Origin of the sequence: Phycicoccus sp. DTK01, from assembly GCF_017312765.1 — a bacterium.
GTDB classification, from domain to species: Bacteria; Actinomycetota; Actinomycetes; order Actinomycetales; family Dermatophilaceae; genus Phycicoccus; species Phycicoccus jejuensis.
The window spans coordinates 43,735-64,187 of the sequence record NZ_BOPU01000003.1; the positions used below are offsets into that span (position 1 = coordinate 43,735).

Below are 20,453 nucleotides of genomic sequence, written 5' to 3' on the forward strand. Positions count from 1 at the left end.
AGGGCTGAGCCTGCGAAGCCATCACAGGGGGATGTTCCCGTGCTTCTTCGGCGGGAGGGACTCACGCTTGGTGCGCAGCGCCCGCAGCGCCTTGGTGACGTTCATCCGCGTGTTCGACGGGGTGATGACGGTGTCGACGTACCCGCGCTCGGCGGCGACGTAGGGGTTGGCCAGCGCGTCCTCGTACTGCTTGATGAACGCCGCGCGCGCCTCCTCGACCGACTCGCCCTTCTCGGCGGCCTTCGCCAGCTCCTTGCGGTAGAGGATGTTCACCGCGCCCTGCGCGCCCATGACGGCGATCTGCGCGGTCGGCCACGCGAGGTTGATGTCGGCGCCGAGGTGCTTGGAGCCCATGACGTCGTAGGCACCGCCGTACGCCTTGCGGGTGATGACCGTGACGAGCGGGACGGTGGCCTCGGCGTACGCGTAGATGAGCTTGGCGCCGCGCCGGATGATGCCGTCCCACTCCTGGTCGGTGCCGGGGAGGAAGCCGGGCACGTCGACGAAGGTCAGCACGGGGACGTTGAAGGCGTCGCAGGTGCGCACGAAGCGGGCGGCCTTCTCGGAGGCGTCGATGTCGAGCGTGCCGGCGAACTGCATCGGGTTGTTCGCCACGACGCCGACCGAGCGACCCTCGACGCGACCGAAGCCGGTGATGATGTTCGGCGCGAACAGCGGCGAGACCTCGAGGAACTCGCCGTCGTCGACGACCTTCTCGATGACCTGGTGCATGTCGTAGGGGACGTTCGGGCTGTCCGGGACGATCGTGTCGAGGAAGCGGTCGTCGTCGGTGACCTCGAGGTCGAGCTCCTCGCCGAAGACCGGCGGGTCGTCCATGTTGTTGCTGGGCAGGTACGACAGCAGCGCCTTGACGTACTCGACGGCGTCGTCCTCGTCGGTGCCCATGTAGTGCGCCACACCGGACTTCGTGTTGTGCGTCCGCGCGCCGCCGAGCTCCTCGAAGCCGACGTCCTCGCCGGTGACGGTCTTGATGACGTCCGGGCCGGTGATGAACATGTGCGAGGTCTGGTCGACCATCACGGTGAAGTCGGTGACCGCCGGCGAGTACACGGCGCCGCCGGCGCAGGGGCCCATGATGAGCGAGATCTGCGGGACGACACCGGAGGCGTGCACGTTGCGCCGGAAGATCTCGCCGTACAGGCCGAGCGACACGACACCCTCCTGGATGCGCGCGCCGCCCGAGTCGTTGAGCCCGACCACCGGGCAGCCGACCTTCATCGCGAAGTCCATGACCTTGCAGATCTTCTCGCCGAAGACCTCGCCGAGCGAGCCGCCGAAGACCGTGAAGTCCTGCGCGAACACCGCGACGGTGCGGCCGTCGACCGTGCCGTACCCGGTGACCACGCCGTCGCCGTAGGGGCGGTTCTTGTCCTGCCCGAAGGAGACCGACCGGTGCCGCGCGTACTTGTCCATCTCGACGAAGGAGCCCTCGTCGAGGAGCATCTCGAGGCGCTCGCGGGCGGTCTTCTTGCCGCGTGCGTGCTGCTTCTCGACCGCGCGCTCGGACCCCGCGTTCGCGACCTCGGCGACCCGCCGCTTGAGGTCGGCCAGCTTCCCCGCGGTGGTCGTGGTGTCGATGTCGGTCGGTACGTCGGTACCGCCCATGGAGTGGTGGTCGCTCTTCGACATGACCCGAGCCTAGCCTTGGCGCCGTGAGCGAGAACCCCCTGAACGCGGCGCTGGACGCGGCGTCCGTCACACCCGGCGACCCGTGGCTGCCGGTCGAGGTGAGGGAGCGGGTCGGGTCGACGAACGACGAGGTGCGCGCCGACCCCCGGCCGTGGCGCGTCCTCGTCGCGGAGGTGCAGGAGACGGGGCGCGGCCGGCTCGGTCGCGCGTGGACGACGACGCCCGGCACGGCGCTCGCCGTCTCGGTCTGCGTCCCGGTGCCGGCCTCCGGCGCCGGGTGGGTGCCGCTGCTCGCCGGGCTCGCGCTGCACCGGGCGGTCTCGGAGGTGGCCGGCGTCGCGACGAGCCTCAAGTGGCCCAACGACGTCCTCGTCCCCGGGGACGGCGACCGCAAGCTCGCCGGCCTGCTCTGCGAGTGGGTCCCGCCCGCCGGGGTCGTCGTCGGCTGCGGGGTCAACGTCGACACGCCGCGCGAGGAGCTGCCGCTCGACACCGCCACGTCGCTGCGGGCCGCGGGCGCACCGGGCGTCGACCGGGCCGCGCTGCTCACGTCCTACCTGCGCCACCTCGCCGCGGTCCTGCGGGAGGACACCGGCCCGGCGGGCCCGTCGGTCGCCGCCTACCGCGACGCGTGCGGCACGGTCGGGCGCGACGTCGAGGTCCACCAGCCGGACGGCAGCGTCCGGCGGGGCAGGGCGACAGGCGTGGACGCGGAGGGCAGACTGGCCGTGCGCACCGAGGGCGGGACGACGAGCGTCTCCGCCGGCGACGTCGTCCACGTCCGGTCGCGCTGAGCGAGGGAGGTGGGATGACGCAGGAGCCACCGGGGGAGGAGACCGTCCTCCCCGTCCCGCCGCCGGAGCCGGCCGCCGACGACCTCGCCGAGCGGGTCGAGCGCTCGCTGCTCGGTCGCTCGGCGTCGATGGCCCGCGCCGAGGTGAGCGCGGCCGCGGGCGTCGACCCCACCGAGGCGCGCCGCTTCTGGCACGCGATGGGCTTCCAGCTCGTCGAGGACGACGAGGCGATGTTCACCGAGGCCGACCGGGCCGCCCTGCGCCGCGTCACCGACCTCGTCCAGCGCGGTGCGGTGAGCGAGGAGCTCGCGCTCGGGATGACCCGGGCCTTCGCCCGGACGGCCGACCGGCTCGCGGTCTGGCAGACCCAGCTCGTCGCCGAGTCGCTGACGCCGGAGGTCTCGGACCAGCTCGAGGGCAAGGACACCCGCTCGGTGCCCGAGCCCCGCATCGCCGCCGACGCGGCGAACCTGCTCTCGCGCACCATCGACGACATCGAGCCGCTGCTCGTCTACGTGTGGCGCCGGCACCTGACGAACGCGATCCAGCGCATGCTCGCGGACGCCGACCCCGCCGTCCGCTCCGACCCGTCGGCGCCCGTGCGCGCCGTGGGGTTCGCCGACCTCGTGTCGTTCACGTCCTTCGTGCGCCGGATGAGCGAGCGCCAGCTCGCCCGGCTCGTCCAGCACTTCGAGCTGCTCGCGAGCGACGTCGTCGCCGAGCACGGTGGCCGCGTCATCAAGACGGTGGGTGACGAGGTCCTCTTCGTCCACACCGACATCGCCGCGGCGTCCGCGATCGCCCTCGACCTCGTCGACGCGATGGCCGGGGACGAGCTGCTGCCCCCGGTGCGCGTCGGGATGGCGCACGGCCGGGTCGTCTCGCGGCTCGGGGACGTCTTCGGGGTGACGGTCAACAAGGCCAGCCGGATCACCGCCGTCACGCCGTCGGGCACCGTCTTCGTCGACGAGGACATGGCCCGTGCGCTGGGCTCGGTGTCCGGCTTCACGGCGGTCGAACGCCGCCGCCGGATGCTGCGCGGCATCGGCGTCGTGACCCTCCACGAGCTCCAGCGCTCGCCCGGAGGTCGCCGCCCTGCCGTGCCGAACGGCTCTGCGTGACTACGATCGCCCCCATGACGAAGGTGTTGCTCGCCGAGGACGACCCGGCCATCTCCGACCCGCTCGCCCGCGCCCTGCGGCGCGAGGGCTACGACGTCGAGGTGTGCTCCGACGGTGAGTCCGCCCTCGCGGCGGCCCTGCGCCAGCCCGACCTCGTCGTGCTCGACCTCGGCCTGCCGAAGATGGACGGCCTCGAGGTCTGCCGCCGCCTGCGGCAGGAGGGCAGCGGCGTCCCCGTCCTCATCCTCACCGCCCGCGCCGACGAGGTCGACACCGTCGTCGGGCTCGACGCCGGCGCCGACGACTACGTGACCAAGCCCTTCCGGCTCGCCGAGCTGCTCGCGCGGGCCCGGGCGCTGCTGCGCCGCGGCGTCGTCGAGGCCGCCGAGGACGAGGGCGAGCAGCTGATCGACATCGACCCCGACGGCCGCCGGGTGTTCCTGCGCGGCGAGGAGGTGCAGCTGACCGGCAAGGAGTTCGAGCTGCTGCGCGTGCTCGTCGCGAACGAGGGCAAGGTCGTCTCCCGCGAGAAGCTGATGCGCGACGTCTGGGACAGCGCCTGGTACGGGTCGACGAAGACGCTCGACATGCACATCTCCGTGCTGCGCCGGAAGCTCGGCGACGATGCCGCGAGCCCGCGCTACATCACGACGATCCGCGGCCTCGGCTTCCGGTTCGACTCCCCGGAGGACTGACGCCGCGTGCGCCGCATCGCGCTGACCGTCGTCCTCCAGGCGTTCGGGCTCACGACCGTGGCCGCCGTCGCCGCCGTCGCGGGGGTCGCCGCCGAGGGTGTGCCGACGACCGACGACCCCGCGTCCTGGGTCGCGCCCGGGATCACCGTGCTCGCCGCGCTCGCCGTGGCGGTCCTCGGGGCGATGTGGCTCGCCGAGCGCAGTGCCGCGCGCGTCTCGACGCTGCTCGAGACGCTCCGACAACGGGTCGACCGGCTCAACGCCGGTGACCGGCCGGTGCCGCTGCACTCGGGCATCGTCGAGGTCGACCGGCTCGACGCGGCCCTCATCCGCGGCGCGGCCCAGGGCGCCCGGCGCCTGGCGTCGGAGCGCGACTTCGCGGCCGACGCCTCGCACCAGCTGCGCACGCCGCTCACTGCGCTCCTCATGCGCCTCGAGGAGATCAACCTCACCGACGACCTCTCCGTCGTCGCCGAGGAGTCGACGATCGCCATCGGGCAGGTCGAGCGGCTGAGCAAGGTCGTCGACGACCTGATGACGCGCACGCGGCACGGCGCCGAGGTCAACCCGTCGGTCTCGCTCGACTCGGTCCTCGCCTCGCTCCAGCGCGAGTGGCAGCCGGCCTTCGCGCAGGCACGGCGCAGCATCAAGGTGAGCGGCGAGCGCGGCCTCCTCGTGCGCGCGACCCCGGTGGCGCTCGGCCAGATCCTCACGACGCTGCTCGAGAACTCCCTCGCCTACGGGCGCGGGACGGTCGAGGTCAACGCGCGACGCGCGGGGCCGTCGGTCGTCATCGAGGTGAGCGACCAGGGCGACGGGGTGCCGGCGTCGATGGCGCCGCACATCTTCGAGCGCTCGGTGTCGTCGTCCGGCTCCGGGCTGGGGCTCTCGCTCGCGCGCGACCTCGCCGAGGGCGCCGGGGGCCGGCTGGAGCTGGCCCGCGCCGCGCCGCCGGTCTTCGCGCTCTTCCTGTCGGTCAGCACCGACTGAGCGGCAGGTCTCAGAGGGGCTCGTGCGAGAAGACGAGCCGCCGGTAGGCCCAGAAGCGGAAGAGCGTCCCGAGGCCGATGCCGACGACCGTCGCGACGTTGTCGGCCAGGCGGCTCTCGAACCCGAGCCCGTAGTGCGAGAGGGCCAGCACGAGCGCCGAGATGCCGAGCGCGACGAGGTTGACCCCGAAGAAGAGCATCACCTCGTGGTGGACCGGGCGGCTGCGGCGGTGCCGGAAGGTCCACTGCCGGTTGCCGATCCACGCGACGAGCGTGGCCACCGCCCCGGAGATGATCTTGGCGGTCGTGATCTTGTCGGCGAGCACCGTGTGCCAGAGGAGGTTCGCGCCGCCGAGGTCGATGACGAAGGCGACGGCGCCGACGACCCCGAACTTGATCATCTCGCGGTACAGCACGTCGACCGCGCCCCGCGCCGAGGCGAGGACGCGGGAGACGGGGCCTCGCGAGGGGGCGTCCTGGGCGGTCACCCGTGCAGCCTACTGAGTGCAGGTCGGTATCCTCGGCCGGGTGACCACCCCACGTCGTGCGCCCGGAGGGTTCCCCGTCGTCGGCATCGTCGGGGGAGGGCAGCTGGCGCGGATGTGCGCCGGCCCCGCCGCCGAGCTCGGCGTCACGCTGAGCGTCCTCGCGGAGGCCGAGGACGCCAGCGCCGCCCTCGTCGTGCCCAGCTCGCCGGTCGGCCACCACACCGACGCCGAGGCCGTCCTCGCCTTCGCGCAGGCCTGCGACGTCGTCACCTTCGACCACGAGCACGTCCCGGCCGAGGTCCTCGAGCAGCTCGTCGCGACCGGGGTGCCGGTGCACCCGACGCCCGACGCCCTGCGCTTCGCCCAGGACAAGCTCGCGATGCGCGAGCGGCTCACCGCGCTCGGGGTGCCGTGCCCCCGCTGGGTGCGCGCCGACACCGCGGCCGACGTCGAGGCCTTCGCCGACGAGGTCGGCCGGCCGTTCGTCGCCAAGACCCCGCGGGGCGGGTACGACGGCAAGGGCGTGGCCGTCGTGTCGTCCGCCGCCGAGCTCGAGGACTGGCTCGCCCGGGCCCAGGAGGCCGGCACCGGGCTGCTCCTCGAGGAGAAGGTGCCCTTCCGCCGCGAGCTCGCCGTGCTCCTCGCACGCAGCCCCTCGGGGCAGGCGGCCGCGTGGCCCGTCGTCGAGACCGTCCAGACCGACGGCATCTGCACCGAGGTGCTCGCCCCGGCGCCCGCGCTCGACGCGGACCTGTCGGCGCGGGCCGTCGAGGCGGGGCTGCGGGTGGCCGGCGCGCTCGGCGTCACCGGTGTCCTCGCGGTCGAGCTCTTCGAGCTGGAGGGGGCGGACGGCGAGCCCGGGTTCGTCGTCAACGAGCTCGCGATGCGGCCGCACAACTCCGGCCACTGGTCGATGGACGGCGCGGTGACGGGGCAGTTCGAGCAGCACCTGCGGGCGGTGCTCGACCTGCCGCTCGGCTCGCCGCGGCCGCGCGCGCCCTGGACCGTCATGGCCAACGTCCTCGGCGGCGACTACCCCGAGCTCTACCCGGCCTACCGGCACGTCATGGCCCGTGACCCCGAGGCCAAGGTCCACCTCTACGGCAAGGGCGTGCGCCCGGGCCGCAAGATCGGGCACGTCAACGTCTCCGGCGACGACCTCGCCGACCTGCGCGAGCGGGCCGGGCACGCCGCCGACTACCTTCAGGGAGTGGTCACCGAATGAGCACGCAGCCGGTCGTCGGCGTCGTCATGGGCTCGGACTCCGACTGGCCCGTCATGGAGGCCGCCGTCGCCGCGCTCGAGGAGCTCGGCGTCGAGTGCGAGGTCGACGTCGTCTCCGCGCACCGGATGCCCGAGGAGATGCTCGAGTACGGCCGCTCGGCCGAGGAGCGCGGGCTGCGCGTGGTCATCGCCGGGGCCGGGGGTGCCGCGCACCTGCCCGGCATGCTCGCGTCGGTCACGTCGCTGCCGGTCATCGGCGTGCCGGTGCCCCTGAAGTACCTCGACGGGATGGACTCGTTGCTCTCGATCGTCCAGATGCCCGCCGGCGTGCCGGTGGCCACGGTGTCGGTCGGCGGGGCGCGCAACGCGGGCCTGCTCGCGGCCCGCATCCTCGGGTCCGGCGAGGGCGCCGAGGCGCAGCGGCTGCGCGCGGCGATGGGGGAGTTCCGCACCGCGCTGCGCGACCAGGCGCACGCCAAGGGCGCGGCCCTGCGGGAGCGCCGCCGCTCCTGAGCCCTCGGCTCCGGGAGGCCGGCCCCGGCAGGTCGGCTCAGGCGGGGTCGGCCGGGAGGATGCCGCGCCGCTGCAGGTCGTCGACGACGCGCCGCGCGGCGCCGCCGTCGTCGAGGGGCGCGAACCGCTCGCGGAAGTCGCGGACCGCCGGGGAGTACCCGGCCAGGCGCGCGTCGTCGAGCAGCACCTCGGCGAGCTCGGCGGTCGTGCGCACGAGCGGCCCGGGCGCCTCCTGCTCGAAGTCGAGGTAGAAGCCCCGCAGCGAGTCGCGGTAGTGGTCGAGGTCCGGGACGAAGAAGACCATCGGCCGGCCGAGCACGGAGTAGTCGAACATCACCGAGGAGTAGTCGGTGACGAGGACGTCCGCGGCGGCGAGGAGGTCGTCCATCTCGAAGCCGGCGCCGGTCTCGTGGACACCCCACGGCAGCCGCACCTTGCCGCGGACCACCGGGTGCAGGCGCACGAGCACCTCGTACTCCTCGCCGACGAGGCGCACCAGCGCGTCGAGGTCGACCGGCACGGTGAAGGTGAAGCGGTTGCCCGAGCGCTGGTCGTCGCGGAAGGTCGGCGCGTAGACGAGGACCTTCTTGGACCGGGCGAGGCCGAGGCGGCGGCGCACCGCGGCGGCGCGCTCCTGCGGCGCGGTGACGAGCACGTCGTTGCGCGGGTAGCCCTGCTCGATGACCGGCCCGTCGTACCGGAAGGCGGAGCGGAAGCGCTCGGTGGCCCACGGCCCGGGCGAGAGCAGCACGCTCCAGTCGCCGATCATCCGGTCGACGCGCCCGACGTAGCCGGCGTCGCGGCCGACGACGGCGTCGAGGTCGTGCAGCATCCGCTTGAGCGGCGTGCCGTGCCAGGTCTGCACCCATGACGTCGCCCGCGGCCGGGGGACGAGGGCCGGCATGTTCTGGTTGCTGACCCAGACGCGGGCGCGACCCATGACCCACTGGTGGCGCAGCGACTGCCGGCGCAGCACCGGCACGTCGGCCGGCACCGGCACGCCGGGCTCGAGGCTCCACGCGGTCCGCACCGGCAGGCGGCGGCGCAGCACCTCGCGGTGGATGGCGCCGGGGCTGTCACCGAGGTCGTTGCCGATGTTGCTCTCGAAGACGACGAGGGAGGAGCGCGGCAGCCGGCTCGCGACGGTGAAGGCGACCCGGCCGGCAGGACGCACGACCCGGCGACGGACGGCGGCGACCTTGCCGCGGCGGCTCGAGCGCTTCCACAGCCGCTCCGCGGACCCGACGAGGTCGCGCAGGCCCGGCGGGTCCAGGCGGCGACGGGGGGCCGAGCGGGCCGCCTCGACGATGCGCTCGCGGGCGCCGGCGTCGCGGTGGGCGATGAGGTTGTCGGACTTGCGCCGCGCCGCCGGGCTGATGGCGAACCCGCGTGCGGCGGCGGCGTCGAGCTCCTCGAGCACCTCCGCCCGGGTCGCGACGATCTCGCCGGGCAGCTCCTCGTCGAGGTCGAAGTGCGAGGGGCGCTTGCCGATGAACCGGGTGCGGTCGAACTGGTAGTAGACGACCGGGCGGTCGAGGAACGAGAAGTCGATCGCCGCGCTCGTGTAGTCGGTGAGCATCGCGGTCGAGCGCAGCAGCAGGTCCTGGATGCTCACCTCTCCGTGGCGGACGACGTCGACGTGCGAGAGGTCGAAGAGGTGCGCGAACGGCTGCATGTTCGCGTGGAGGTAGAGGTCCGCGCGCAGGTCGTTGCGGCGCAGGAAGTCGACGAACGCGGGGTCGTGGAGCAGGTCGTTCCACCGCGCGAAGAACTCGCTCGTCACGACGTCGTCGGAGGTGCGCAGCCAGTCCCGCCACGTCGGCATGACGAGGAGGCGGCGCTCGGGCGGGGGGTGCTCCTCGAAGAGCCGGTCGTGCCGCGACAGGCCCGTGACGACGACCCGGTGCTCGGGCCAGCCGAAGTCGTCGACGATCATCCGGCGCTCGCGCTCGGAGCTGACGACGAACGCGTCGGCGCTGAAGCCGGGCGCCTTCCAGCCGTAGTTGGAGACCATGTTCTTGGTCCCCATGACGCCGTGCTGGAGGAAGACCCTGCGGGCCCGCACGTTGCGCTGGAAGGCGGGGCTGCGGGTGGCGAGCAGGTAGTCGCCGTGGTGCGAGGAGAGGATGCGCCGCGCCGCCAGGGTGGCCTCGACGTGCTCGCGGCTGCCGAACTCCAGCACTCCCGGGTCGTCGCCGAGGGCCTCGCGGTCGGGGGACCCGGGGGCGATGACGTAGCGCGCGTCGATCTCGGGGTGGTGCTCGCGCAGGTGGCGGTACAGCGCGATCCCGGTGTCCTGGGCGGTGTCCGGACGCTCGCCGACCACCCAGACCGGACGGTGCCGGGTCTGCCAGCGCAGGCGGACACCGTTGCGCGCCGGTGAGCGGGCGAGGTCGACGGCCGCGGCGTCGAGCGGACGGAACTCGAGGGCGAGGGCGCCGGACTTGAAGGTGCGGTAGGCGCGGACCTCGCCGGCGCCGTCGCCGGACCGCAGGACGGACGCGGGCATCGAGAGCCGCATCCGCCGGGCCACCTGGCGGACGGGGACCTCGGCGCGGAGGCGGTGGTGCGCGACGTCGGCCGACAGCACGACGTCGAGGAACTCCGGCCGGTCCAGGCGCCCGACGACGTCCGCGGCCGTCAGGTGCGCGACGAAGCGGGTGCGCCGGGCCGCGGCCGGCCGCTCCACCGGCGAGAGGGGCGTCAGCTCGGTGCGCAGCGGGATGCGCTCGCCCGTCCGCCGCGCCACGAGCGTCAGCTCACCGGAGGTGAGGGCAAAGCTGCGGGTGTCGACGACACCGTGGACCTCCCATCCCTCGTGCGAGGCCCGCACCCGGACGACCCGGCCGGACCCCGATACCGGGGGCTCCTGGCGGGCGTAGGCGAGGCTGAGGTTGCCCCCGCGGCGCTGGTACGGGGCGATGACGCCGCCGGGGACCTCCACCGCCCGGGAGGCGGCGAAGGAGGAGTGCCGGACGGGCAGGGTGCGGTAGGTGCCCCGCCCCGGGCGGACGACGTCGTCGCCCTCGTCGGCCTCGAGGGTGAGCTCGAGGTCGAGGATGGCCATCGGGTCGGTGCCGGGGCGAGGGGCCCGGACGATCGTCTCGAAGCGGGGGTCGGCGGACGCGCCCACCTGCGCGAGGGGCACACGGGCGCGCTCGGTGCTGCTGCCGCCGAGGGGCGCCGACCACAGCGTGGCGACCTCGCCCGTCCGGGCGACCACCGCGACCTCGAGCAGCCGCACCCCGGGGCGGGCGACGACGAGGACCTCGAGCCTGTCGTCGGTCTGGGTGACCTCGAGCCGCTCGAGGGTGGCGGGACGCAGGATCCGCACGGCGGTGGAGGCCTCTCGGGGTCGGAGCAGAGGGGAGCGCCGGTGAGCACGCGCGCTGGGTCAACGATATCGGGGCCCGAGGGGTGCCCGGGAGAGGGGCTCAGCGCTGCATGCCGTCGCGGCGGACCTTCGGCCACTCGATCTTCGGGCAGGTGTCCATGACCACGCCGAGGCCCGCGCGCCGGGCGCGCTCGGCCGCCGCGACGTCGACCACCCCGACCTGCATCCACACGGCGTCGAGCTGGAGGCGGTCCTTGTGCTCGATCGCCTGGTCGACGACCGCGCCGACCCGCGAGGAGTTGACGAAGCAGTCGACGACCTTGAGGTCCTGGTCGGGGATGTCGGCGAGGCTCGCGTACCCCTGTGCGCCGTGGACCGTCTCGGCCTTGGGGTGCACGGGGATGATGGGCGTGCCGAGCTCGACGCTCATCCAGCGGGACACCGACCACGCGGCACGGGACCGGTTGTCCGACAGTCCGACGACCACCCAGATGCCGGGGTCCATGAGCAGCTCGCGGATCAGGTCGGGGTCGTTCTGGTGCCTCAGTGCGCCCATCCGTCCATCATGCTCCGCCGCCGGTGCCGGTGGGGGGCGCCGCGCGGGTGGGCTCCCGACGGCGGGACGGTCGGGGCCCGTCAGTCGTTGCCGAAGAGGTCGCGCGTGTAGACGCGGTCCGCGACGTCGGCGAGCTCGTCGACGAGGCGGTTGGCGACGATGACGTCGGCACGCTCCTTGAGCTCCTCGAGCGTGACGAGCGGCGAGCCGAAGAAGTGGTCCTCGTGCAGCTCGGGCTCGAAGACGACGACCTCGACGCCCTTGGCCTTGAGGCGCTTCATGACGCCCTGGACGCTGCTGCTGCGGAAGTTGTCGGACCCGGACTTCATGATGAGCCGGTGGATGCCGACGACCTTCGGGCGGCGGGCGAGGATGTCGGTCGCCACGAAGTCCTTGCGGGTCGTGTTGGCGTCGACGATCGCCTGGATGAGCGTCTGCGGCACGTCCGCGTAGTTGGCGAGCAGCTGCTTGGTGTCCTTGGGCAGGCAGTAGCCGCCGTAGCCGAAGCTCGGGTTGTTGTAGTGCGTCCCGATGCGCGGGTCGAGGCCGACGCCGTCGATGATCTGGCGCGTGTCGAGCCCGTGGGTCGCCGCGTAGGTGTCGAGCTCGTTGAAGTACGCGACCCGCATCGCGAGGTAGGTGTTGGCGAAGAGCTTGATCGCCTCGGCCTCGGTGGGGTCGGTGAGCAGGACGGGCACGTCGGGGTCGAGGGCCGCCTCGGCGAGGAGCCGGGCGAAGAGCTCGCCGCGCTCGCTGCGGTCGCCGACGACGATGCGCGAGGGGTGGAGGTTGTCGTGCAGCGCGCGGCCCTCGCGGAGGAACTCGGGGCTGAAGACGACGCGGTCGGTGCCCAGGCGCTCGCGCAGGCCGCGGGTGAACCCGACGGGGACGGTCGACTTGACGACGGCGGTGGCGTCGGGGGCGATGCGGCGGACGTCGCCGACGACCTGCTCGACGCTGCTCGTGTCGAAGTAGTTCGTCCGCTCGTCGTAGTTCGTCGGGGTGGCGACGACGACGAACTCGGCGCCGCGGTACGCCTCCTCCTTGTCGGTCGTCACCGTGAGGTTCAGCCCGCCGGCGGCGAGGTGGCTCTCGATGTCGGGGTCCGAGATGGGGCTGCGACCCTCGCGCAGGGTCGCGACGCGGGACTCGTCGATGTCGAAGGCGACGACGTCGTGCCGGCGCGCCAGCAGGACCGCGAGCGAGAGCCCGACGTACGAGGTGCCGACGACGCAGATCCTGTGGGTCACGGCCGACAGCCTACGGTTCGGCGCGCTGGGGCATGATCGAGGTCCACGACCACGAGGAGAGCTCACGATGAAGTTCGGACTGTTCGTCCCGCAGGGCTGGCGCCACGACCTCGTCGGCATCGACCCGGCCCAGCACTGGGGGGTGATGGCCGGGCTCGCGCGCCGCGCCGACGGCATCGAGGACTGGACCTCGATCTGGGTCTACGACCACTTCCACCCGGTCCCGCGGCCGACCGAGGCCGGCGTGCACGAGGCGTGGACCCTCATGGCAGCGTTCGCGGGCGTCACCGGCCGGGTCCGCCTCGGCCAGATGTGCACCTGCCTGGGCTACCGCGAGCCGACCTACCTCGCCAAGGTCGCCGCCACCGTCGACGCCGTCTCCGAGGGACGCGTCGAGATGGGCATCGGCGCCGGCTGGTACGAGCACGAGTGGCGGGCCTACGGCTACGGCTTCCCGGGCGCCGGCGAGCGGCTGGCCCGCCTGCGCGAGGGCGTCGAGGTCATGCGGCAGATGTGGACCACCGGGCGCGCGACGCTCGACGGCGACCACTACCAGGTCGACGGCGCGATGTGCTTCCCGCAGCCGCTGCAGGGCACGTCGATGCCGGGCTCGCGCGCCAACGGCATCCCGATGTGGGTCGCCGGAGGCGGCGAGAAGAAGACGCTGCGCATCGCGGCCGAGTACGCCGACTACACGAACTTCGACGGCTCGCCCGAGGGCTTCAGCGCCAAGAGCGCGATCCTCGAGCAGCACTGCCGCGACATCGGCCGGGACTTCGGCGAGATCGTCCGTAGCGCCAACTACAACGTCGTCATCGGGCGCGACGAGCGCGAGGTGCAGGAGCGGCTCGCGTGGATCCGCGACCACTACGCGTCCGCCGGGCTGCCGGACGACGTCGTCGACGACACCGTGCGCTCCTTCGAGACCGGGCCCCTCGTCGGCACGCCCGAGCAGGTCGTCGAGAAGCTGCAGGACCTCCAGGCGCGCGGGATGACGTACGCCATCACCTACTTCGTCGAGCAGGCCTACGACCTCTCGGGCGTCGAGCTGTTCGAGCGCGAGGTGATGCCGGAGCTCGTCGACCGCGAGCGCCACGGCCACCTGTGGCACCTGCTGCGCGGCGAGTGACCGACCCGGGCCGGCACCGGTGATCCTCCCGCCCGAGCGGGACCCGCGGCTGACGACCGTCCGCCGCGGGGGCACCCTGACCGACGCCGACCACCGCCTGCTGGCCCTGTGGGCGGTGGCCTGCGCCGAGCACGTCCTGCCGCTCGTCGAGGCCGAGCGGCCCGGCGACCCCCGCCCCCGGGCCGCCCTCGAGGCGGTCCGGGGCTGGGTGCGCGGCGAGGTCGGGATGATGGCCTCGCGTGCGGCCGGCGGGCACGCGATGGGGGCGGCCCGCGACCTGCGAGGGGCCTCGCGCTTCGCGGCCTACGCCTGCGGGCAGGCGGCGTGCGTCGCGCACGTCGCGGCGCACGACCTCGGGGCGGCCGCGTACGCCCTCAAGGCCGTGCGGGCGGCGGCAGCGCCCGGCGAGGCGGAGGCGGCGGGGCGGGCCGAGTGCGCGTGGCAGCGCGCGCAGCTGCCCGAGGCCGTGCGCGGGCTCGTCCTCGAGGACCAGGAGCGCCGCAACCCCCTGTGCTGGGACCTCTTCCACACCTGACCGCGCACGACGTCCAGCCCCGGCCTTCCCCACTTCTTGCGAGTTGAGCCGCTCGACACGCCGCCCGACGGCGTGTCGAGCGGCGGAACTCGCAAGAAGTCGGGTGGGGGTGGGGTCGGTCAGAGGAAGAGGGTGGGGTCGAACTCGTCGATGGGGATGATCCGGACGCGCGGGAGGGGCTCCTTGAACGCGCGGACGTCGTGCTCGAGGTCGAGCGCCTCGAGCCCACGGCCCACGAGCGCGTTGAAGGCCTGGTTGCGGAACTCGTCGAAGCCCGCGACCGCGACCTTGCGGCCGTCGAGGAGGCCCTCGACCTGCGGCAGGAAGTCGCCGTCGTTGCTCACGAGGATGACGTCGGCGGAGCGCTCCTGCAGCGCCTCGAGGGTGCGCTGGATCGCGACGTCGACGACCTTGACGCCCGGGTCGCCGGACAGCGGCACCGGGCGGTAGCCGATGGCGAGCAGCGCCTGGACGAACGACATCGGCAGCTCGGAGTTGGCCGCGAGGAAGAACAGCCCGCGGGTCGGCTGCTGCCAGTGCTCCTCGGCGAACTTGAGGACCCGCTCCCACCGCGGGCGCTCCTCGGGCCGGGGCCGCCGGGCCAGGATCGCGTTGCCCAGGGTGGCGTCGATGTTCTCGCCGTCCACCAGCACGTAGGTCAGCCGGCCGCTCTCGTCCATGAGGGCAGGCTAGGGGGCACGGGGGCCCACGTCGCCCCCGGGGGCCGGTGCGGTCCGGCCCGGGCCGTCAGGTCGTCGGTTCGCCGGCGGCCGCGCGCAGGGCGGGGAGGAGCTCCTCCACGGGGCGGGAGGAGCGCACGACGACGATCTCGGTCTCGCGCGGCGGCGGGGCGGGTGAGCCCGACGGCGCCGCCCAGCGGGCGACCTCGGCCATCGCCCGGCCGAGCTCGGCGCGGGCGTCGGCGGCGTCGGTGTGGCCCCGCAGCCACCGGCGCAGGACGTGGTTGTGGGCGGTGACGACGGCGCCCGCGAGGAGCTCGGCGCGCAGGTCGGAGGCCTCGCTCTCGTCGGTCAGCCGGCGCAGGAAGACCCGGAAGGTGCGGTGGTAGGGCAGCTGGCTCGCGGCCTCGCGGTCGCGCAGGGCGGCGACCTGCCGGGTGATGCGATAGCGCAGCCGGGCCCGGTCGCCCTCGGCCAGGTAGTGCTCGAGCACGAGCCCCGCGGCGTCGGCCGCCGCCTGCAGCGCGGGGGCCTCGGACGCGGCCAGGCGCTCCTCGACGCGTGCGACGAGCGCCTCGTGGTCCGGGAAGACCGCGTCCTCCTTGCCGCTGAAGACGCGGAAGAAGGTCGTGCGGCCGACGCCCGCGCGGGCGACGACGTCGTCGACCGTCGTCTCGTGGAAGCCGCGCTCGGCGAAGAGGGCGAAGGCGGCGTCGGTGAGCCGCTCGCGGGGGGTGGACGTCACACGGCCCACGATAGACGCTGACGGTGGTACTGAGTATCGTGGGACGGAACTGAGTACCACGCGGCCCCGGCCGCCGGATGGAAGAGGAATCCATGAGCGGCAACCCCGACTTCGACACCTACCGGCTCTCGGAGGACCACGAGGCCATCCGCGAGGCCGTCCGCGCCGTCGCCGAGGACAAGATCGCGCCGTTCGCCGCTGCGGTCGACGAGGAGTCGCGCTACCCGCAGGAGGCGCACGACGCGCTCGTCGCCTCGGACTTCTTCGCCCCGCACGTGCCCGAGGAGTTCGGCGGCGTGGGGGCCGACGCGCTCGCCACCTGCCTCGTCATCGAGGAGGTCGCCCGGGTCTGCGCGTCGTCCTCGCTCATCCCGGCGGTCAACAAGCTCGGCTCGATGCCGCTGCTCCTCGCGGCGAACGACGACGTCAAGAAGCGCTACCTCACGCCGCTCGCGGCGGGGGAGTCGACCTTCTCCTACGGCCTCTCGGAGCGCGAGGCCGGCTCGGACACGGCGGCGATGAAGTGCAAGGCCGTGCGCGACGGCGACGACTGGGTGCTGACCGGCCAGAAGTCCTGGATCACCAACGCCGGTGTCTCCGAGTACTACACGGTCCTCGCGGTGACCGACCCCGACGGCCCGCGCGGCAACAACATCACCGCGTTCGTCGTCGAGAAGTCGGACGAGGGGTTCTCGTTCGGCGAGAAGGAGCGCAAGCTCGGCATCAAGGGCAGCCCGACCCGCGAGCTGCACTTCGACCGCTGTCGCATCCCCGGCGACCGCGTCGTCGGCGAGGTCGGCGCCGGCCTGAAGATCGCCCTCGCGACCCTCGACCACACCCGCGTGACCATCGGCGCCCAGGCCGTCGGCATCGCCCAGGGCGCGCTCGACCAGGCCGTGGCCTACGTCAAGGAGCGGCAGCAGTTCGGCAAGAAGGTCGCCGAGTTCCAGGGCGTGCAGTTCATGCTCGCCGACATGGCGATGCAGCTCGAGGCCGCCCGCCAGCTCGTCTACGTCGCCGCCGCGAAGTCCGAGCGCTCCGACGCCGACCTCCCGTTCTTCGGCGCCGCGGCCAAGGCCTACGCCTCGGACGTCGCGATGCAGGTGACGACCGACGCCGTCCAGCTGCTCGGCGGCGCCGGGTACACGCGCGACTTCCCGCTCGAGCGGATGATGCGCGACGCGAAGATCACGCAGATCTACGAGGGCACCAACCAGGTCCAGCGGATCGTCATGGCTCGTCAGCTCCTCAAGGGCTGATCCGCCGACCCGGCCGAGCCGCCGCCGCGCTCGTCAGGCCAGGGCAAGGCGGGCGAGCGCGACGACGAGTCCGACGCACGCGCAGGCCGCCAGGGTCCGCAGCACGGACCACCCGCGCCACAGGAGCAGGACGGCGGCCAGCGCGAGGTAGCCGAACGCGACGGGGTCGAGGGCGCGCGGGTCCGGGAGCTCGACCGAGACCGGCCCGAGGGCCGCGACGACGGTGCGGTCGGCGAGGGTGTGGACCGCGAGGTAGACGCCGAGGTGGGCGATGACGCCGACGACGGCGGCGGTGACCCCGCCCAGCGCGGCGGCGAGCGTGCGGTTGCCGCGCAGCCGCTCGATGAACGGGGCGCCCAGGAAGACGAGGACGAACGAGGGGACGAACACGACCCACGTCGTCAGGAGCGACGCGAGGACCCCGGCGGCCCAGGGGGAGAGGGCGCCGGGGTCGCGGTACGCGCCGAGGAAGGCGACGAACTGCACGACCATGATGAGCGGCCCGGGCGTCGACTCGGCCAGCGCGAGCCCGCGGGCCATCTCGCCGGGGGCGAGCCACCCGTACACCTCGACCGCCCGCTGCGCGACGAAGGCGAGCACCGCGTACGCGCCGCCGAAGGTGACGAGGGCGGTGCCGGTGAAGAACAGCCCCTGCTGCGTGAAGACGCTGCCCCGCCCGGTGAGGAGCACGACGGCGGTCATCGGCACGGCCCACGCGAGCAGGCCGACGCCGAGCACGCGGGCGACGTACCCCCGGGTCGGGCGGACGTGGTGGAGGGTGTCATCCCGGACGACCGGGGCGACGTCGCCGGGGCGGGAGGGCACGGCCGCCGTCGGAGGTCGCCCGCGAGCGGCGACCAGCCCGACCAGGCCGGCCGCGAGCACGACGAGGGGGAACGGCACGTGCACGAGGCCGAGGGCCAGGAACGCCGTCACCGCGGTGCCCACGGAGAGGCGGGTGGTCAGCGCCTTGCGACCCACGCGCAGGACGGCCTGCGCGACGACGACGAGGACGGCCGGCGCGACGGCGGCGAACACCCCCGAGACGACGGCGGTCTCGCCCCACGCGACGTAGACGGCCGAGAGCCCGAGGAGGGCGACGAGCCCGGGGAGGACGAAGAGGGTCCCCGCGACGAGGCCCCCTCGGACGCCGTTGAGGAGCCACCCGACGTACACCGCGAGCTGCTGGGCCTCGGGCCCCGGCAGCAGGGTGCAGAAGGAGAGGGCGTGGAGGAAACGCTCGTGGCCGATCCAGCGACGCCGCTCGACGAGCTCGCGCTCCATGACCGCGATCTGGCCCGCGGGCCCGCCGAAGGTCTGCAGCGAGATCGAGAACCACGCACGGACGGCCTCCGCGAACGGCACCAGGTCGGTGCGCCGGTCGGCGGCAGGCTGGGCGTCGGCCACGGTGGTCCTCCTCGGTCGCGGACCAAGGTAGGGGACGGCGGGGGCGTGGGACGAGCCACCGCCCGTGGCGACGTCGCGTGCCTGCGGACGCACCGGCGGTCCATGGGTGCTCGGGGCCGTGGCCCACAGCTGGTCACGAGCGGCTGAACGGGGCGCGTCGAGAGCGGCCGAGAGGTGGTGCACGGGAGGGAAGTCCGGCCGATCGCACGGTCCGGTCGGACGATCGGCTGATTCGTCCACCGTCGAGCGGCCGCCCGGTCCCGCCTCTGCGCACAATCACGGGGTCGACACAACTGGAGGACGGACCGTGCTTGTAGGGGAGCCCGCGACGTCCACGGCCACCCCCGCGGTGGCCGTGGGACGCCAACCGATCGTCGACCGCACCGGCGCGGTCATGGGCTACGAGCTCCTGTACCGCGCCGCGCGGTCGGACACCCCGCTGCCCTCCGGGGAGCAGATGACCGCCGACGTGGTGCTGGGTGCCCTGACCATCGGGGTCGGCCAGCTCGTCGGCGACAAGGTGATCTTCTGCAACGCCGAGCGGGGCGTGCTCACCGGCAGGACCCCCGTGACCCTCCCGCCCGCGCGCACCGTCATCGAGGTGCTCGAGACCGTGACCGTCGACGACGAGTCGGTGCAGGGATGCCGCGACCTCGTCGCGCGCGGGTACCAGCTCGCCCTCGACGACTTCGTGTGGATCGACGGTGCGGAGCGGCTGCTGGAGCTCGCCACGATCGTCAAGATCGACGTGCAGGACCTCGGCCGGGAGGGTTCGCTCGCGCTCGCGGACCGGTGCCGGCCCTACGGCGTGCGGCTGCTGGCCGAGAAGCTCGAGACGCTCGACGACCTCGACTGGGCGATACGCTCCGGCTTCGAGCTGTTCCAGGGCTACGCCATCGAGAAGCCGCGCGTGGTGCGCGGCCAGACCATCCCCACCGCCGCGCTGGCCCACGTCAACCTCGCGACGACCCTGCTCACCGAGGACGTCGACCTCGACGCGCTGGAGGCGATCCTGCGTCGCGAGCCCGGGCTCGTGCTCCAGGTGCTGCAGCTGGCGTCGGTCGGCGCCGACCACGGGCTCCGGCGCGAGGTCCGCGGCATCCGCGAGGCCCTCGTCATGCTCGGCACGGTCCGGATCCGGCAGTGGGTGGCGCTCACCTTGCTCTCGGGGCGGCCGGGGGCCGGAGCCGACGGGCTGGCGACCGCGCTGGTCCGGGCCCGCACCTGCGAGCTGCTCGCGGCCGAGCGCTCGGTCTGCGAGCCGGACTTCGCCTTCACCGCCGGGCTGCTGTCCGCCCTCGACCTGCTGCTCGGCGTCCCGATCGAGGACGTGGCGGGGATGCTCGACGTCCCCAGCGCCCTCGCCGACGCGGCCTTCCGCCGGTCGACCTCCGTCGGTGAGCTCGTCTCCGAGGTGGCGGCCTTCCAGCACGGTGTGGTCGACGGCTCGTCCGCGGCGACTGCCGCGGACCTCGACGTCGCCGCCGCTCGCGCGTTCGCGTGGGCGATGCCCTACGTCAACGGGGTGGCCGGCCCCTCGGCGTGAGAGTCGCCCGGCGGCCGCCCGGTCCGGGGGGCGGCGCGCCGGTCACACCCGGACCTGGCAGTAGAGCAGCAGGTCCGCGGCGAGGGCCTGACGGGCCAGGCGCGCCAGCCGGTGCACGGCCGGCCGGTCCCGCCGGCCGGCCGGCGGACCGTCGGCGGAGGCCGCGACCGCGTCACGCAGGTCGGCCGGGGTCGCGGCGGCGAGCGCGCGCTGCAGCCCGAGGGTCACGGTGACGACGAGCGGGCCGGCCCGGTCGGGTGGCCCCAGGGCACGGGCGCTGCGGGGGTCGGCCAGGACCTCGGCGTGCGGGCGGGCGGTGAGGAGCTCCTCGAGCCGACCGCACCGCACGACGGGGTCGACGCGGTCGGTGAACACGGGGCGGGGGAAGCGACGGGTCGCGGGAGGTGCGCGGTGGTCAGGGTGCGACGGTCCGGGGTCGTGCGGCGGCCCACCGACGGTCACCGGGAGGTCGACGAGGGCGAGCGCGGCGCGGTCGTCGACGGCGGCGTAGTAGGCGAACGCGGCGGGCACGGGGGGT

General features: G+C 73.8%; 19 protein-coding genes. 10 read left to right on the forward strand and 9 right to left on the reverse strand.

Annotated features, from left to right (window positions below; translation table 11 throughout):
* Window positions 1-21: 21 nt before the first annotated feature.
* Window positions 22-1,650 (reverse strand): acyl-CoA carboxylase subunit beta, encoded by a 1,629-nt coding sequence (locus tag J3473_RS07740; RefSeq protein ID WP_242525764.1) that lies wholly within the window; start codon window positions 1,648-1,650, stop codon window positions 22-24.
* A gap of 23 nt (window positions 1,651-1,673) precedes the next feature.
* Between J3473_RS07740 and J3473_RS07745 the strand changes: the two genes are divergently transcribed.
* The 4 genes from J3473_RS07745 to J3473_RS07760 are packed head-to-tail and all read left to right on the forward strand — an operon-like array spanning window position 1,674 to window position 5,250.
* Window positions 1,674-2,444 (forward strand): biotin--[acetyl-CoA-carboxylase] ligase, encoded by a 771-nt coding sequence (locus J3473_RS07745; RefSeq protein ID WP_242525765.1) that lies wholly within the window; start codon window positions 1,674-1,676, stop codon window positions 2,442-2,444.
* A gap of 14 nt (window positions 2,445-2,458) precedes the next feature.
* Window positions 2,459-3,565, forward strand: a complete 1,107-nt coding sequence (locus J3473_RS07750; protein ID WP_051750361.1) for an adenylate/guanylate cyclase domain-containing protein — start codon at window positions 2,459-2,461, stop codon at window positions 3,563-3,565.
* Window positions 3,566-3,579: 14 nt separating this feature from the next.
* On the forward strand, window positions 3,580-4,260 hold the full coding sequence (locus tag J3473_RS07755; protein ID WP_030527677.1) for a response regulator transcription factor: 681 nt from the start codon (window positions 3,580-3,582) through the stop codon (window positions 4,258-4,260).
* 6 nt (window positions 4,261-4,266) lie between these two features.
* Entirely contained in the window at window positions 4,267-5,250 is a 984-nt protein-coding gene (locus J3473_RS07760) for a sensor histidine kinase KdpD (protein WP_242525766.1), read from the forward strand.
* A 10-nt stretch (window positions 5,251-5,260) separates the two neighbouring features.
* Here J3473_RS07760 and J3473_RS07765 read toward each other — a convergent pair whose 3' ends face one another.
* Entirely contained in the window at window positions 5,261-5,737 is a 477-nt protein-coding gene (locus J3473_RS07765) for a GtrA family protein (RefSeq protein WP_030527675.1), read from the reverse strand.
* A 40-nt stretch (window positions 5,738-5,777) separates the two neighbouring features.
* Between J3473_RS07765 and J3473_RS07770 the strand changes: the two genes are divergently transcribed.
* On the forward strand, window positions 5,778-6,962 hold the full coding sequence (locus J3473_RS07770) for a 5-(carboxyamino)imidazole ribonucleotide synthase (protein WP_207022627.1): 1,185 nt from the start codon (window positions 5,778-5,780) through the stop codon (window positions 6,960-6,962).
* Window positions 6,959-7,474: a 5-(carboxyamino)imidazole ribonucleotide mutase gene (purE, locus tag J3473_RS07775; RefSeq protein WP_207022628.1), complete on the forward strand. Its 516-nt coding sequence runs from the start codon at window positions 6,959-6,961 to the stop codon at window positions 7,472-7,474. The genes J3473_RS07770 and purE overlap by 4 nt, the downstream gene beginning before the upstream one ends.
* Window positions 7,475-7,511: 37 nt before the next feature.
* Here the strand turns inward: purE and J3473_RS07780 are convergent, their stop codons facing one another.
* The 3 genes from J3473_RS07780 to J3473_RS07790 all read right to left on the reverse strand — a co-directional run bounded on the left by J3473_RS07780 (window position 7,512) and on the right by J3473_RS07790 (window position 12,614).
* Window positions 7,512-10,808, reverse strand: a complete 3,297-nt coding sequence (locus tag J3473_RS07780; protein ID WP_207022629.1) for a CDP-glycerol glycerophosphotransferase family protein — start codon at window positions 10,806-10,808, stop codon at window positions 7,512-7,514.
* A gap of 100 nt (window positions 10,809-10,908) precedes the next feature.
* Window positions 10,909-11,364 carry a CoA-binding protein gene (locus tag J3473_RS07785; protein WP_207022630.1) on the reverse strand — a complete coding sequence of 152 codons (456 nt, stop codon included), beginning with the start codon at window positions 11,362-11,364 and terminating at the stop codon, window positions 10,909-10,911.
* Between the two features lie 80 nt (window positions 11,365-11,444).
* The gene (locus tag J3473_RS07790; RefSeq protein ID WP_242525768.1) at window positions 11,445-12,614 is read right to left on the reverse strand and encodes a nucleotide sugar dehydrogenase; all 1,170 of its coding nucleotides are present in this window, start codon (window positions 12,612-12,614) and stop codon (window positions 11,445-11,447) included.
* Between the two features lie 67 nt (window positions 12,615-12,681).
* On the opposite strand from J3473_RS07790, the gene J3473_RS07795 reads away from it, so the two are divergent.
* Both J3473_RS07795 and J3473_RS07800 read left to right on the forward strand, forming a co-directional pair.
* Complete coding sequence (locus tag J3473_RS07795) at window positions 12,682-13,743, forward strand: LLM class F420-dependent oxidoreductase (protein ID WP_207022632.1); 1,062 nt, start codon at window positions 12,682-12,684, stop codon at window positions 13,741-13,743.
* A 19-nt stretch (window positions 13,744-13,762) separates the two neighbouring features.
* Window positions 13,763-14,278, forward strand: coding sequence for a putative immunity protein (locus tag J3473_RS07800; RefSeq protein ID WP_207022633.1), 516 nt, complete (start codon window positions 13,763-13,765; stop codon window positions 14,276-14,278).
* Between the two features lie 119 nt (window positions 14,279-14,397).
* On the opposite strand, the gene J3473_RS07805 is transcribed toward J3473_RS07800, so the two are convergent.
* Both J3473_RS07805 and J3473_RS07810 read right to left on the reverse strand, forming a co-directional pair.
* A complete protein-coding gene (locus tag J3473_RS07805; RefSeq protein ID WP_030527667.1) occupies window positions 14,398-14,958 on the reverse strand; it encodes an NYN domain-containing protein in 561 nt (186 codons plus the stop codon).
* Window positions 14,959-15,025: 67 nt separating this feature from the next.
* Entirely contained in the window at window positions 15,026-15,703 is a 678-nt protein-coding gene (locus J3473_RS07810; RefSeq protein WP_207022634.1) for a TetR family transcriptional regulator, read from the reverse strand.
* Window positions 15,704-15,795: 92 nt separating this feature from the next.
* Between J3473_RS07810 and J3473_RS07815 the strand changes: the two genes are divergently transcribed.
* Window positions 15,796-16,962, forward strand: a complete 1,167-nt coding sequence (locus tag J3473_RS07815; RefSeq protein ID WP_207022635.1) for an acyl-CoA dehydrogenase family protein — start codon at window positions 15,796-15,798, stop codon at window positions 16,960-16,962.
* Window positions 16,963-16,995: 33 nt separating this feature from the next.
* On the opposite strand, the gene chrA is transcribed toward J3473_RS07815, so the two are convergent.
* Window positions 16,996-18,369, reverse strand: coding sequence for a chromate efflux transporter (chrA, locus tag J3473_RS07820; protein ID WP_207022636.1), 1,374 nt, complete (start codon window positions 18,367-18,369; stop codon window positions 16,996-16,998).
* 355 nt (window positions 18,370-18,724) lie between these two features.
* Between chrA and J3473_RS07825 the strand changes: the two genes are divergently transcribed.
* A complete protein-coding gene (locus J3473_RS07825) occupies window positions 18,725-19,915 on the forward strand; it encodes an EAL and HDOD domain-containing protein (RefSeq protein ID WP_207022637.1) in 1,191 nt (396 codons plus the stop codon).
* A 42-nt stretch (window positions 19,916-19,957) separates the two neighbouring features.
* On the opposite strand, the gene J3473_RS07830 is transcribed toward J3473_RS07825, so the two are convergent.
* On the reverse strand, window positions 19,958-20,446 hold the full coding sequence (locus tag J3473_RS07830) for a hypothetical protein (protein ID WP_207022638.1): 489 nt from the start codon (window positions 20,444-20,446) through the stop codon (window positions 19,958-19,960).
* Between the last annotated feature and the right edge of the window lie 7 nt (window positions 20,447-20,453).

What these genes read in the sequence shown, in the direction of transcription:
- J3473_RS07785 (WP_207022630.1), bottom strand. Translation starts at nt 11,364, where the DNA reads ATGGGCGCACTGAGGCACCAGAACGACCCCGACCTGATCCGCGAGCTG.
- J3473_RS07740 (WP_242525764.1), bottom strand. Translation starts at nt 1,650, where the DNA reads ATGTCGAAGAGCGACCACCACTCCATGGGCGGTACCGACGTACCGACC.
- J3473_RS07750 (WP_051750361.1), top strand. Translation starts at nt 2,459, where the DNA reads ATGACGCAGGAGCCACCGGGGGAGGAGACCGTCCTCCCCGTCCCGCCG.
- J3473_RS07805 (WP_030527667.1), bottom strand. Translation starts at nt 14,958, where the DNA reads ATGGACGAGAGCGGCCGGCTGACCTACGTGCTGGTGGACGGCGAGAAC.
- J3473_RS07755 (WP_030527677.1), top strand. Translation starts at nt 3,580, where the DNA reads ATGACGAAGGTGTTGCTCGCCGAGGACGACCCGGCCATCTCCGACCCG.
- J3473_RS07795 (WP_207022632.1), top strand. Translation starts at nt 12,682, where the DNA reads ATGAAGTTCGGACTGTTCGTCCCGCAGGGCTGGCGCCACGACCTCGTC.
- purE (WP_207022628.1), top strand. Translation starts at nt 6,959, where the DNA reads ATGAGCACGCAGCCGGTCGTCGGCGTCGTCATGGGCTCGGACTCCGAC.
- J3473_RS07815 (WP_207022635.1), top strand. Translation starts at nt 15,796, where the DNA reads ATGAGCGGCAACCCCGACTTCGACACCTACCGGCTCTCGGAGGACCAC.